The organism is Citrobacter sp. LST-B2, from assembly GCF_057983045.1.
Genome location: NZ_CP192598.1, coordinates 1,085,366 through 1,098,655, shown reverse-complemented (window position 1 = coordinate 1,098,655; position 13,290 = coordinate 1,085,366). Strand labels below are relative to the sequence as shown.

The window sequence follows — 13,290 nt, the reverse complement described above, 5'->3', positions numbered from 1 at the left end:
TCCGTTAAAGCGTCTTGAATACCAGTAACAACAGGCAAGCAAAGACCGGTACTGCCGCCGTCAGGCTGTCAATACGGTCCAGAATACCACCGTGTCCTGGAATCAAATGACCGCTGTCTTTAATTCCTGCTTCACGCTTAAACATGCTCTCAGTCAGATCGCCCAGCACGGAGGCCAGCGCAGCGACAATAGAACAGATTAATAAGGTGACAGGCGCAACATCCAGATTCGCCCACATGCCGTAACCCCAGGAGATCACAGCCGCTGTGGCAAGGCCACCAAAAAAGCCCTGCCAGGTTTTCCCCGGCGACACTTTCGGCGCCAGTTTATGTTTGCCAAACAGTTTGCCAAACATATACGCCCCGGAGTCCGCCCCCCAGACCAGGATCATGACATAGAGCAGCCATATTGCGCCACTGTAATGATTCTCGTCATAGTGCCATGCACGCAGCGCCAGCATTCCCCAGAAGAAGGGAACGATCGTGAGCACGCCAAAAATTATGCGTAATGTCTTCGAATTACGCCAGATCGTCGCCGAGTCGGGGTAAAAAAACACCAGCACTAACGCAACAACCCACCAGCCCAGCGATGCCCACAACGAGGCTTCGACCATCGGCTGATGAATATTATGATGATATTCCGGCAACAGAAACAGCATCAGTGCGAGCAATAGCCCACACAGCACCGCCAGCCAGACGCGTTGCGTGCGCGTGGCAAAACCGCTTAACTGTCCCCATTCCCACGCGGCCAGCATACAAACAACCAACGTCACAATGGCGAACCCCACCGGCGGCAGCAGAAACAGCGCCGCGATGACCACGGGTATTAAAACGAAAGCAGAAATTAGGCGATACTTCAGCAAAAGCGACCCCCATCAGGCTTTGTCATCACCGGGCTCGGTGCCGCCGAAACGACGCTCTCGATTAGCAAAGGCATGCAGTGCACCTTCAAAGTCTTGTTCATCGAAATCGGGCCAAAGAACATCTGTAAAGTAAAGTTCGGCATAGGCAATTTGCCAAAGCAAAAAGTTACTTATTCGATGCTCTCCCCCAGTCCTAATTACTAAATCCACCGGAGCCAGTTCATGCATACAGATTTGTTGGTTGAGCATGTCTTCATCAATCTGATCAGGACGCAGTAAACCTTCCTGCACCTGTTCTGCCAGTTGTCTGACTCCCTGGACAATGTCCCAACGTCCGCCGTAATTCGCCGCAATATTCAGCGTCAGCCCGGTATTCTGGGCGGTAAGCGCTTCGGACTTACGAATACGTTCTTGCAAACGCGAGTTAAATCGACTGGTGTCGCCAATAATGCGCAGGCGGACGTTATGGCGATGCAGGCTTTTCACTTCACTATCAAGCGCCCACACAAATAGCTCCATTAACGCACTCACTTCCTGCGCCGGTCGGTTCCAGTTTTCACTACTAAAGGCATACAGCGTTAACGCATCAATACCATTGTTGGCAGCAAAAGAGACGGCACGGCGGACGGATTTCGCTCCGGCCTTATGCCCAAATGCGCGAATCTTCCCTTGCTTTTTCGCCCAGCGACCATTGCCATCCATAATGATCGCGACATGGCGACAGCCATGTGCAGGCAAATTTTCGCTTACTGGTTGAGTTGCAGACAACATAACGCGTTTATAGTCCCTGAAAGGATTTAGCGGTACTCAGGAATACTGAAGCCTTTTGCTCTTCATCCTTCAGGCTGCCTCTTCGTTGGCTGTGATCATTCGCCTCAGTCACATACTCTTTGTATGCGCATGGAAACTCATTCACTTGCCACCTTGATGCAACCTGAATGATTTTGTGCATCCACAAAAAAGCCGTGTCAAACCACGGCTTACCTGACCGAAAAAAGCCAAATACCTGCGATCAGGTGGCGCAGACTATATCACTGAAGCACAACGCTAACAAATAGCACGATCTCCTCCGGGAGGATAATCCTCAGCTTGCGAGTCGCATCACTTGTTTTCTGGCGACTTCTCGCGCAATCGCATCGACCTTAAGTACGTCATCGACGCTCTGCGGTTCTTGTAGATCCATCTGCTCCAGCACGGCTAAATTGAGATCGGCGATATCGGTAAAGCGTATTTCTTCAGCAAGAAATGCAGCAACGACAATTTCATTGGCTGCATTCAGCGCGGTTGTAGCGGCCTGCCCCTGCTCAAACGCCTCCATCGCCAGTTTCAGGCACGGGTAACGTTGGTAATCCGGCGCGCTAAACGTCAACGCACTGAGTTTGCAGAAATCGAGCGGTGCAACACCAGAGGTTACGCGATTCGGCCAGGCCATCGTATGTGCGATAGGCGTGCGCATGTCTGGCTCACCCAGTTGCGCCAGAACGCTGCCGTCCTGATAACGCACCATCGAGTGAATCACCGACTGCGGGTGAATCAGCACTTCCATCTGACGGGCACTGGCGTTAAACAACCAACGCGCTTCAATGTATTCCAGACCTTTATTCATCATAGTGGCTGAGTCGACGGAGATCTTACGTCCCATCGACCAGTTCGGATGACGGCATGCCTGATCGGGCGTCATCGACACCAGTTCATGCAGCGGCGTTTCCCGGAACGGGCCACCAGACCCGGTAAGCAAAACGGACATCACGCCATTCTGCTCCAGGTCAGCGTATCCCAGATTGTGTTGAATGGGTTGGGGCATACTCTGAAAAATAGCGTTATGTTCGCTGTCTACCGGTAAAAGTCGGGCTTTACTGTGCTTCACGGCGTCCATGAACAGGCGCCCACAGGTCACCAAAGATTCTTTGTTTGCCAGCAGAATGGTTTTTCCCGCGCGAATGGCGGCAAGCGTTGGCAGCAGGCCCGCCGCGCCAACGATGGCCGCCATGACCTGATCGACCTCATCAAGCGCTGCCATATCACAAGCCGCCTGTTGCCCGCTGAGAACGTCCGTATGGCTACCATGCTGCTTCAGCGCGTCATTGAGAAGGCGCGCGCTGGCGTCATCGTCCATCACGGCATAACGCGGGGAGAATTCCAGGCACTGCTCCACCATACGGCTGACATTTTTACCTGCCACCAGCGCGATAACGCGGAAGTGCTCAGGGTTTTGACGCACCACGTCCAGCGTGCTGCAACCGATAGAGCCGGTCGAACCCAGAATGGTTAATTGCTTCATCAAACATCCGAAAAAATGAGACAGGATAAAAAGCAAAACGCCGCCAGCCGATCGTATGATCTTCTGAGCGGCGTTTTGAGCGTACAGCGGAATCAGAACTGCATCAGTTCTGCTTCTTTATCTGCCAGCGCCGCATCCACTTTCTTGATGGCGGCATCCGTCATTTTCTGTACGTCGTCCTGAGAACGGCGATCGTCATCTTCGCTGATCTCTTTGTCTTTCAGCAGTGCTTTCACTTTGTCGTTCGCGTCACGGCGGACGTTACGTACGGCAACACGCGCCTGTTCAGCTTCGCCACGAACGATTTTCGTCAGATCTTTACGACGCTCTTCCGTCAGCGGAGGCAGCGGAACGCGAATATCGCTGCCTGCGGAGCTCGGGTTCAGACCGAGGTCAGAAGCCATAATCGCTTTCTCAACGGCCGGGCTCATGGAGCGATCAAACACGTTGATTTTCAGGGTACGGGAATCTTCTACCGTTACGCTTGCCAGCTGACGCAGCGGCGTTGGCGTGCCGTAATATTCCACGACAATGCCATCCAGCAGGCTGGGAGAAGCACGACCCGTGCGTATTTTGCTGATTTGGTTTTTGAACGCTTCTACGCATTTTTCCATGCGTACTTCAGCATCTTTTCTGATATCGCTAATCACGTTACGAATCCTTGGATACTAGTCTCAGTCAGACCAGACAGCACACAATACACTTCATCCTTCAAGCTGGCTCTGCGTTGACTGCAAGCGTTCACTCCAGTCACGTACTCAGGTACGCTCCTGGAGATTCACGCTCTTGTCGCCTTGACGCAGCATGAATGACTTTGTGTATTCAGAATGTGCTCAGTATAGTCTCGTTTAATTTATGACACAGGATATAAAAGTCCCGCCGGGTAAAGGCAAATCTTACCCGTAATTGGCCAATACGGGAATTATTCCGTAATTAATGTGCCTTCTTTTTCACCCATGACGACGCGACGCAGTGCACCAGGTTTGTTCATGTTAAAGACACGAATCGGCAATTTGTGGTCACGCGCCAGCGTAAACGCCGCCAGATCCATCACTTTCAGTTCTTTATCCAGAACTTCATTGTAGGTCAACTGCTCGTACATCGTAGCAGCAGGATCTTTCGCCGGATCGGCAGTAAAGACGCCATCGACTTTCGTCGCTTTCAGCACCACGTCGGCTTCGATTTCAATGCCACGCAGGCACGCCGCAGAGTCAGTGGTGAAGAAAGGATTACCGGTACCCGCAGAGAGGATAACCACGCGGTTATTACGCAGCAGGCTGATAGCCTCTGCCCAGCTGTAGTTGTCGCATACGCCATTCAGTGGGATAGCGGACATCAGGCGAGCGTTCACATAGGCGCGGTGAAGCGCATCGCGCATTGCCAGGCCGTTCATCACGGTGGCCAGCATGCCCATGTGGTCGCCCACAACGCGGTTCATACCCGCTTTCGCCAGACCAGCACCACGGAACAAGTTACCGCCACCAATCACCACACCAACCTGAATACCCAGTTCAACCAGTTCTTTGATTTCCTGAGCCATACGATCCAGTATGCTTGCGTCAATACCGAAGCCTTCCGAACCCTGCAGAGCTTCGCCACTTAACTTAAGCAGAATGCGTTTATAGACGGGTTTTGCATTGGTAGCCATGTTTCTTTCCTGAGACTGTCAACGATTAAAAATGGGGGTAAATTCTGGCGACAATAATATGTCGCTACTCAGTACAACGAAATAAGAGCCATACTGATTTTGCGAGACGGGTGACAAAAAGAAGCCGCCCTCAGGCGGCTCCTTTTCGACAATTAAGACTGCTTGGACATCGCAGCAACTTCTGCTGCAAAGTCAGTCTCAACTTTCTCGATGCCTTCGCCCACTTCGAAGCGGATGAAGCCAGTTACGTCAGCGTTGTGCTCTTTCAGCAGCTGACCAACAGACTTGCTTGGCTCCATAACGAAAGGCTGACCCGTCAGAGAAACTTCGCCGGTGAATTTCTTCATGCGGCCTTCAACCATTTTCTCTGCGATTTCTTTCGGCTTACCAGACTGCATCGCGATGTCCAACTGAACCTGGTATTCTTTTTCTACCACTTCAGCAGACACGTCTTCCGGCTTAACAAATTCAGGCTTGCTTGCAGCAACGTGCATTGCCAGCTGCTTAACCAGCTCTTCGTCTGCGCCTTTAGCGGCAACCAGAACACCGATGCGCGCACCGTGCTGGTAGCTACCCAGAACGTCACCTTCCAGGGAAGCGATACGGCGGATGTTGATGTTCTCACCGATTTTCGCTACCAGCGCAACGCGCTCTTCTTCGAACTGCGCTTTCAGCACTTCAACGTCAGTGATTTTGCCAGCAACAGCGGCATCCAGCACTTTGTCAGCAAATGCCTGGAAACCACCATCTTTAGCAACGAAGTCAGTCTGGCAGTTAACTTCCAGAATGAAAGCGATGTTGCCGTCGATTTTGGTTTTAATCACGCCGTCAGCAGCAACGTTGCCTGCTTTTTTCGCCGCTTTGATAGCGCCGGACTTACGCATGTTTTCGATTGCCAGCTCGATGTCGCCATTAGCTTCAGTCAGTGCTTTTTTGCAATCCATCATGCCTGCGCCAGTACGCTCACGCAGCTCTTTTACCAGGGATGCGGTAATTTCAGCCATTCTAAAATCCTCGGAAGATTTGATCTGCCCGGCGTCAAACCGCACAGATTTAAAAGTGAAAAAGGGGGCCATATACAGGCCCCCTAACCAAACATGATACTACCTGGTTTATAAGGGCTCTTCCCCTTCATATTCCGAACCGCAGGAGCGTTTTCTTCGCTCGCTCATCCCAGTCACTTACTGATGTAAGCTCCCGGGAATTCTCGAGCTTGCCGCCTTCCTGCAACTCGCACTATTTCAGGGAAGTTATCAAGCCTTATTATTCAGCTTCTACGAAGCTTTCTTCCGCCTGGGAAGCCAGATCCTGAGAACGGCCTTCACGAACGGTTGCAGCAACAGCGCCCAGGTACAGGCTAACAGCACGGATTGCGTCGTCGTTACCCGGGATAACGAAGTCAACACCATCCGGATCAGAGTTGGTATCAACGATAGCAAATACCGGAATACCCAGGTTGTTTGCTTCTTTGATAGCAATGTGCTCGTGGTCAGCATCGATGACGAACAGAGCGTCCGGCAGACCGCCCATGTCTTTGATACCGCCCAGGCTGTTTTCCAGTTTCTCAAGCTCACGAGTACGCATCAGCGCTTCTTTCTTGGTCAGCTTTTCGAAAGTACCGTCCTGAGACTGAGTTTCCAGGTCTTTCAGACGTTTGATGGACTGACGAACGGTTTTCCAGTTAGTCAGCATACCGCCCAGCCAGCGATGGTTCACGAAGAACTGGTCGCAGCTGTTAGCAGCGTCTTTCACCGCTTCGCTTGCAGCGCGTTTAGTACCAACGAAAAGGATTTTACCTTTACGAGAAGCAATCTTGTTCAGTTCAGCCAGCGCTTCGTTGAACATCGGTACAGTTTTCTCAAGGTTGATGATGTGAACTTTGTTACGCGCACCGAAGATGAACGGCTTCATTTTCGGGTTCCAGTAACGGGTCTGGTGACCGAAGTGAACACCAGCCTTGAGCATGTCGCGCATGGAAACAGTTGCCATGATTAAAACCTCTATAGATAAAGTTGGGGTTATGCCTCCACGTATCCCATATTACCGACCCCAAAGGGCACCCCGGAATATGTGCCGATACGTGTGTGTTGTTACACAAAGTGAGATTTGTCGCTTCCGTCCATTCTGTGTATACGAAATGAGATCGGAAGTCCGGCGCGCTTTATACCACAAATACGCCGTGGACACCAATTATTGTTGGCTTGCTGTGCTGTTAATGATTCTCAATTTGGCAGCATGTATGCTGGACTGATACCATTGACAGCACTTACACAATTATTGTCGAAATAATCGACACTGATGGACAGAATTCATGGCTATCTCAATCAAGACCCCTGAAGAAATCGAAAAAATGCGCGTCGCGGGCCGTCTGGCCGCGGAAGTGCTGGAGATGATCGAACCGTATATCAAACCGGGCGTTAGCACGGGTGAACTGGATCGTATCTGTAACGACTACATCGTTAACGAGCAGCATGCGATCTCGGCCTGCCTCGGCTATCACGGTTATCCGAAATCCGTCTGCATCTCTATTAATGAAGTGGTGTGTCACGGGATTCCGGATGATGCCAAGCATCTGAAAGATGGCGATATCGTCAACATCGACGTAACCGTCATTAAAGACGAGTACCACGGCGATACCTCCAAAATGTTTATCGTCGGCAAACCGACCATTCTGGGCGAGCGTCTGTGCCGCGTCACCCAGGAAAGCCTGTATCTGGCGTTGCGAATGGTGAAACCAGGTATCCGTCTGCGTACGCTCGGTGCGGCGATCCAGAAATATGCGGAAGGAGAAGGTTTCTCCGTGGTGCGTGAATACTGCGGACACGGCATTGGTCGTGGCTTCCACGAAGAGCCGCAGGTGCTGCACTATGATGCGGATGACGGCGGCGTGGTGCTGAAACCGGGCATGACCTTTACCATCGAACCGATGCTCAACGCCGGTGATTACCGTATCCGCACAATGAAAGACGGCTGGACGGTCAAAACCAAAGACCGGAGCTTGTCTGCACAATACGAGCATACTATTGTGGTGACCGATAACGGCTGTGAAATTCTGACGTTACGTAAGGATGACACCATCCCGGCGGTCATTACGCACGACGCATAACTTTTTTGCCTGATGGCGCTCTCGCTTATCAGGCCTACAAATGGCACTATTCCGTAGGCCGGATAAGGCACTTTCGCCATATCCGGCTTTTTTAATGGGTGGCGCATAATGAATACACTTCCTGAACAACACGCGAATACCGCACTCCCCACCCTCCCCGGTCAGCCGCAGAACCCGGGGACCTGGTCTCGCGACGAACTCACCGTCGCCGGAATCAAAACGCATATCGACGCGTTCCAGCAATGGCTGGGCGATGCCTTCGACAGCGGGATTTCCGCCGAACAGCTGATTGAAGCCCGGACCGAGTTTATCGACCAGTTGCTGCAACGTCTGTGGATCGACGCCGGTTTTGGACAGATTGCCGATCTGGCGCTGGTCGCCGTCGGTGGCTACGGACGCGGTGAGCTTCACCCGCTTTCCGATATCGACCTGCTCATCCTGAGTCGTAAAAAATTACCGGACGATCAGGCGCAAAAGGTCGGCGAGCTGCTGACATTGCTGTGGGACGTCAAACTGGAGGTCGGGCACAGCGTACGTACGCTGGAAGAATGCCTGCTGGAAGGGTTGTCGGACCTGACCGTCGCCACCAACCTGATTGAAACCCGTCTGTTGATTGGTGACGTGGCCCTTTTTCTGGCACTGCAAAAACATATCTTCAGCGAAGGTTTCTGGCCCTCCGACAAGTTCTACGCCGCCAAAGTGGAAGAGCAGCATCAGCGCCACCAGCGCTATCACGGCACCAGCTATAACCTCGAGCCGGATATCAAAAGTAGCCCCGGCGGTCTGCGCGATATCCACACGCTGCAGTGGGTCGCCCGTCGCCATTTCGGCGCTACCTCGCTCGACGAAATGGTCGGCTTCGGCTTTTTGACTCAGGCAGAGCGCGCTGAGCTCAACGAGTGCCTGCACATTCTGTGGCGCATTCGTTTTGCCCTGCATTTAGTGGTCAGTCGTTACGATAACCGCCTGCTGTTCGATCGCCAGTTGAGCGTCGCTCAGCGCCTGAATTACAGCGGCGAAGGCAACGAGCCGGTTGAGCAGATGATGAAGGATTATTTCCGCGTCACCCGCCGCGTCACGGAACTCAACCAGATGCTGCTGCAGCTGTTTGACGAAGCGATCCTCGCGCTGTCCGCCGACGAAAAGCCGCGTCCTATTGATGACGATTTTCAACTGCGCGGCACGCTGATCGATCTGCGTCAGGACGATCTGTTCATCCGCGAACCGGAAGCGATCCTGCGGATGTTCTACACCATGGTACGCAACAGTGCGATCACCGGGATCTACTCCACCACCCTGCGCCATCTGCGCCATGCGCGCCGCCATCTGAATCAGCCGCTGTGTTATATCCCGGAGGCGCGATCGCTGTTTCTCAGTATGCTGCGCCATCCTGGCGCAGTCAGCCGTGGCCTGCTGCCGATGCACCGCCATAGCGTGCTGTGGGCCTACATGCCGCAGTGGTCACGGATTGTCGGGCAGATGCAATTTGACTTGTTCCATGCTTACACGGTGGACGAACACACGATTCGCGTGATGCTGAAGCTGGAAAGTTTTGCCAAAGAAGAGACCCGTCAGCGCCACCCATTGTGTGTGGATCTCTGGCCACGTCTGCGCCAGCCTGAGCTCATTTTTATCGCCGCGCTGTTCCATGATATTGCCAAAGGACGCGGCGGCGACCACTCGGTGCTGGGCGCACAGGACGTGCTCAAGTTTGCGGAACTGCACGGCCTGAACTCGCGCGAAACGCAGCTGATTGCCTGGCTGGTTCGCCAGCACCTGCTGATGTCGGTGACCGCTCAGCGCCGGGATATTCAGGATCCCGAAGTGATTAAGCAGTTCGCCGAAGAGGTACAGACGGAACATCGCCTGCGCTTCCTGGTTTGCCTGACGGTGGCGGATATATGCGCCACTAACGAAACGCTATGGAACAGCTGGAAGCAAAGTTTGCTGCGCGAGCTGTACTTCGCCACGGAAAAACAGCTGCGTCGGGGAATGCAAAACACGCCGGATATGCGTGAACGCGTGCGCCATCACCAGTTGCAGGCGCTGGCGCTGCTGCGGATGGATAACATTGATGAAGAAGCATTGCACCATATCTGGTCGCGCTGTCGCGCCAACTACTTCGTGCGCCACAGCCCGAACCAGCTGGCCTGGCATGCGCGTCATCTGTTGCAGCACGATCTCAGCGAGCCGCTAATTCTGCTCAGCCCGCAGGCAACGCGCGGCGGGACGGAAATCTTCATCTGGAGTCCGGATCGCCCGTATCTGTTTGCCGCCGTCTGCGCCGAGCTGGACCGGCGTAACCTCAGCGTCCACGATGCTCAGATTTTCACCACCCGCGATGGCATGGCGATGGATACCTTTATCGTACTGGAACCGGACGGCAGCCCGCTGTCGTCAGACAGGCATGAAGCCATCCGCTTTGGGCTGGAACAGGCAATCACCCAGCGCAGCTGGCAGCCGCCGCAGCCGCGCCGACAGCCGGCAAAATTACGCCACTTTACCGTCGATACCGAGGTCACATTCCTGCCCACGCACACCGACCGCAAATCGTTCCTCGAGCTTATCGCGCTCGATCAGCCAGGGCTGCTGGCGCGGGTCGGGCAAATTTTTGCCGATCTGGGAATTTCGCTTCATGGCGCCCGAATTACAACCATTGGTGAGCGAGTAGAAGATTTATTCATAATCGCTACAGCAGACCGGCGTGCACTTAATAATGCGCTGCAGCAGGAAGTGCATCAACGGTTGACAGAGGCCCTCAATCCAAACGATAAAGGGTAGTGTGTTTATTTATAGGGAAAGAGTTTAACAATGCAGCAGTTACAGAACGTTATTGAGACCGCTTTTGAGCGCCGTGCCGACATTACTCCGGCCAATGTGGATACCGTGACCCGTGAAGCGGTGAATCAGGTGATTTCCCTGCTGGACTCCGGCGCGCTGCGCGTGGCAGAAAAGGTAGACGGTCAGTGGGTGACTCACCAGTGGTTGAAGAAAGCGGTGCTGCTCTCTTTCCGTATCAACGATAACCAGGTGATCGATGGCGCGGAAAGCCGCTACTTCGATAAAGTGCCGATGAAATTTGCCGACTACGACGAAGCACGCTTCCAGAAAGAAGGCTTCCGTGTGGTTCCGCCTGCGGCAGTTCGTCAGGGTGCGTTTATCGCCCGTAACACCGTGCTGATGCCGTCCTATGTCAACATCGGCGCTTACGTTGATGAAGGCACGATGGTCGATACCTGGGCAACCGTCGGTTCCTGCGCGCAGATCGGTAAGAACGTTCACCTGTCCGGCGGCGTCGGCATCGGTGGCGTACTGGAGCCGCTGCAGGCGAACCCGACCATCATCGAAGATAACTGCTTTATCGGCGCACGTTCTGAAGTCGTAGAAGGCGTGATTGTCGAAGAAGGCTCGGTGATTTCGATGGGCGTTTATATTGGTCAGAGCACCCGCATTTACGACCGTGAAACCGGTGAAGTCCATTATGGTCGCGTTCCGGCAGGCTCCGTTGTCGTTTCCGGCAACCTGCCGTCGAAAGATGGCAAGTACAGCCTGTACTGTGCGGTAATTGTGAAAAAAGTCGACGCCAAAACCCGTGGCAAGGTCGGCATCAACGAGTTATTGCGTACCATCGACTAACGGCGATTTGAAAAAGCGGGCTTAGCCCGCTTTTTTTACATCTGCGAGTGGCAGAAACAGGGCTTTTCGTTAATTATTCAATAGTTATAGTGAGCTTAAGGGTACCGCTATGTATGACAATCTGAAAAGTCTGGGCATTACTAATCCTGAAGAAATCGATCGTTACAGCCTGCGGCAAGAAGCCAATAACGATATCCTGAAAATCTATTTCCAGAAGGATAAAGGTGAGTTCTTTGCCAAAAGCGTGAAGTTTAAATACCCCCGCCAGCGCAAAACCGTGGTTGCCGATGGAGTGGGTCAGGGATACAAAGAGGTACAGGAGATCAGTCCCAACCTGCGCTATGTGATCGACGAACTCGATCAGATCTGCCAGCGCGATCGCACGGAAGTGGATCTGAAACGTAAGATCCTTGATGATTTACGCCATCTGGAAAGCGTGGTGGCGAATAAGATCACCGAAATCGAAGCCGATCTGGAAAAACTGACGCGAAAATAAGCAGTTTGTTGCCGGATGGCGGCGTCATACGCCTTATCAGGCCTACAGGCACATCCGCGTAGGCCTGATAAGCGTAGCCCCATCAGGCAATGAATCAATGCTGCTCATCCAGCTGTAACGCCACGTACAGCAGCAGCCGATCGTCGAAATTCCCCAAATCCAGCCCGGTCAATTCCGAGATGCGATTCAGTCGATATTCCAGCGTATTCCGGTGAATAAACAGCGCCTTAGAGGTCGCCAGCGGCTGCACGTTGTGGCGAAACCACGCCGCCAGAGTGCGGCGCAACAGGCCGTTATTGTCCATCGCCTTCAGCCGCACCAACGGACGCGCCAGCTCATTGGCCTGCCAGCCGCCGCGCAGACTGTCGAGCAGTACCGGCAGCATTAAGTCCTGATAAAAGTAGCTGCGGCTTTCCGGCATTCGTTGTTTGCCGACCATCATCGTCGTGCGCGCAGTACGGTACGAACGCGCGATACTGCCAGGCCCGGTAAAATAGTTGCCCAGCGAAACGCGAAAGCGCAACTGTCCGTTCTCTTTCATGCGCGCAATCAGCTGCTCAACGCGCTTGCGGTGATCTTCGGCATCCCAACGGCCAAACGAATTCAACGCCGGTTTTAACACCACCATCTCGGTCAGCGAAACGATCGCAATCAGGTTATTACGCTCCGGGGTGGTCAGTGCATTCTGTAATTGCTGCAATTCCGCCATAGCGCTGTCCACGCCGAGTTGTCCGCTGTCCACTTCCACCACCGCCACCACGCGCGGCTGGTTGAGGTCGATACCTAAACGTTGCGCCCACTCGGTCAACGCTGGCGTGTTCTCTTCCGCCTGAATCAGGTTCATCACCAGCTCTTCACGCAGGCGACTGTCCTGGGCCAGCAGATGCATCAGGCGCGACTGCTCCAGCATCATCTCCGCCGTCATGCACACCAGTTCGCCATATTTGCGCAGATGTTCCGGTTCGCCGGTCAGGCCAATCACGCCCACAATTTCGCCTTCCAGGCGCAGCGGCAGGTTAATCCCCTGACGAACGCCATGCAGATGACGCGCAACGGCATCATCGATGTCCACCACGCGGCCCTGAGAGAGGACTAACAGCGCGCCTTCGTGCAATTCCCCAATTCGCTCGCGATCGCCGCTACCGATGATCCGTCCACGGGCATCCATCACGTTGATATTGGTATCAATAATGCGCATCGTGCGTGCCACGATATCCTGCGCCATTTTGGTATCAAGATGCCAGCCAGCCATAAAGCCCTC

The 13,290-nt window shown here is 53.5% G+C and carries 12 protein-coding genes; 4 read left to right on the top strand and 8 right to left on the bottom strand.

Features of this window, described 5'->3' with window-relative positions; all coding sequences use genetic code 11:
* Positions 1-4: 4 nt before the first annotated feature.
* The 7 genes from cdsA to rpsB all read right to left on the bottom strand — a co-directional run bounded on the left by cdsA (position 5) and on the right by rpsB (position 6,780).
* Complete coding sequence (cdsA, locus tag ACQ0PY_RS05265) at positions 5-862, bottom strand: phosphatidate cytidylyltransferase (RefSeq protein ID WP_042997863.1); 858 nt, start codon at positions 860-862, stop codon at positions 5-7.
* A gap of 12 nt (positions 863-874) precedes the next feature.
* The gene (gene ispU / locus ACQ0PY_RS05260) at positions 875-1,633 is read right to left on the bottom strand and encodes a (2E,6E)-farnesyl-diphosphate-specific ditrans,polycis-undecaprenyl-diphosphate synthase (RefSeq protein ID WP_042997864.1); all 759 of its coding nucleotides are present in this window, start codon (positions 1,631-1,633) and stop codon (positions 875-877) included.
* A gap of 313 nt (positions 1,634-1,946) precedes the next feature.
* Entirely contained in the window at positions 1,947-3,143 is a 1,197-nt protein-coding gene (ispC, locus tag ACQ0PY_RS05255; RefSeq protein ID WP_044255378.1) for a 1-deoxy-D-xylulose-5-phosphate reductoisomerase, read from the bottom strand.
* Between the two features lie 92 nt (positions 3,144-3,235).
* Positions 3,236-3,793: a ribosome recycling factor gene (frr, locus tag ACQ0PY_RS05250; protein WP_042323692.1), complete on the bottom strand. Its 558-nt coding sequence runs from the start codon at positions 3,791-3,793 to the stop codon at positions 3,236-3,238.
* A 272-nt stretch (positions 3,794-4,065) separates the two neighbouring features.
* Positions 4,066-4,791 (bottom strand): UMP kinase, encoded by a 726-nt coding sequence (gene pyrH, locus ACQ0PY_RS05245; protein WP_042997866.1) that lies wholly within the window; start codon positions 4,789-4,791, stop codon positions 4,066-4,068.
* 152 nt (positions 4,792-4,943) lie between these two features.
* Positions 4,944-5,795 (bottom strand): translation elongation factor Ts, encoded by an 852-nt coding sequence (gene tsf / locus ACQ0PY_RS05240; RefSeq protein WP_042323696.1) that lies wholly within the window; start codon positions 5,793-5,795, stop codon positions 4,944-4,946.
* A gap of 259 nt (positions 5,796-6,054) precedes the next feature.
* Complete coding sequence (gene rpsB / locus ACQ0PY_RS05235) at positions 6,055-6,780, bottom strand: 30S ribosomal protein S2 (protein WP_012133990.1); 726 nt, start codon at positions 6,778-6,780, stop codon at positions 6,055-6,057.
* Between the two features lie 322 nt (positions 6,781-7,102).
* On the opposite strand from rpsB, the gene map reads away from it, so the two are divergent.
* From map to ACQ0PY_RS05215, 4 genes are all read left to right on the top strand, one after another.
* Complete coding sequence (gene map / locus ACQ0PY_RS05230) at positions 7,103-7,897, top strand: type I methionyl aminopeptidase (RefSeq protein WP_044255381.1); 795 nt, start codon at positions 7,103-7,105, stop codon at positions 7,895-7,897.
* Positions 7,898-8,005: 108 nt separating this feature from the next.
* Entirely contained in the window at positions 8,006-10,678 is a 2,673-nt protein-coding gene (glnD, locus tag ACQ0PY_RS05225; RefSeq protein ID WP_042997868.1) for a bifunctional uridylyltransferase/uridylyl-removing protein GlnD, read from the top strand.
* Positions 10,679-10,708: 30 nt separating this feature from the next.
* The gene (gene dapD / locus ACQ0PY_RS05220; protein WP_042997869.1) at positions 10,709-11,533 is read left to right on the top strand and encodes a 2,3,4,5-tetrahydropyridine-2,6-dicarboxylate N-succinyltransferase; all 825 of its coding nucleotides are present in this window, start codon (positions 10,709-10,711) and stop codon (positions 11,531-11,533) included.
* Positions 11,534-11,642: 109 nt separating this feature from the next.
* Entirely contained in the window at positions 11,643-12,029 is a 387-nt protein-coding gene (locus ACQ0PY_RS05215) for a DUF3461 family protein (protein ID WP_042997870.1), read from the top strand.
* 94 nt (positions 12,030-12,123) lie between these two features.
* Here the strand turns inward: ACQ0PY_RS05215 and cdaR are convergent, their stop codons facing one another.
* Complete coding sequence (cdaR, locus tag ACQ0PY_RS05210) at positions 12,124-13,281, bottom strand: DNA-binding transcriptional regulator CdaR (RefSeq protein WP_044255383.1); 1,158 nt, start codon at positions 13,279-13,281, stop codon at positions 12,124-12,126.
* Positions 13,282-13,290 lie beyond the last annotated feature (9 nt).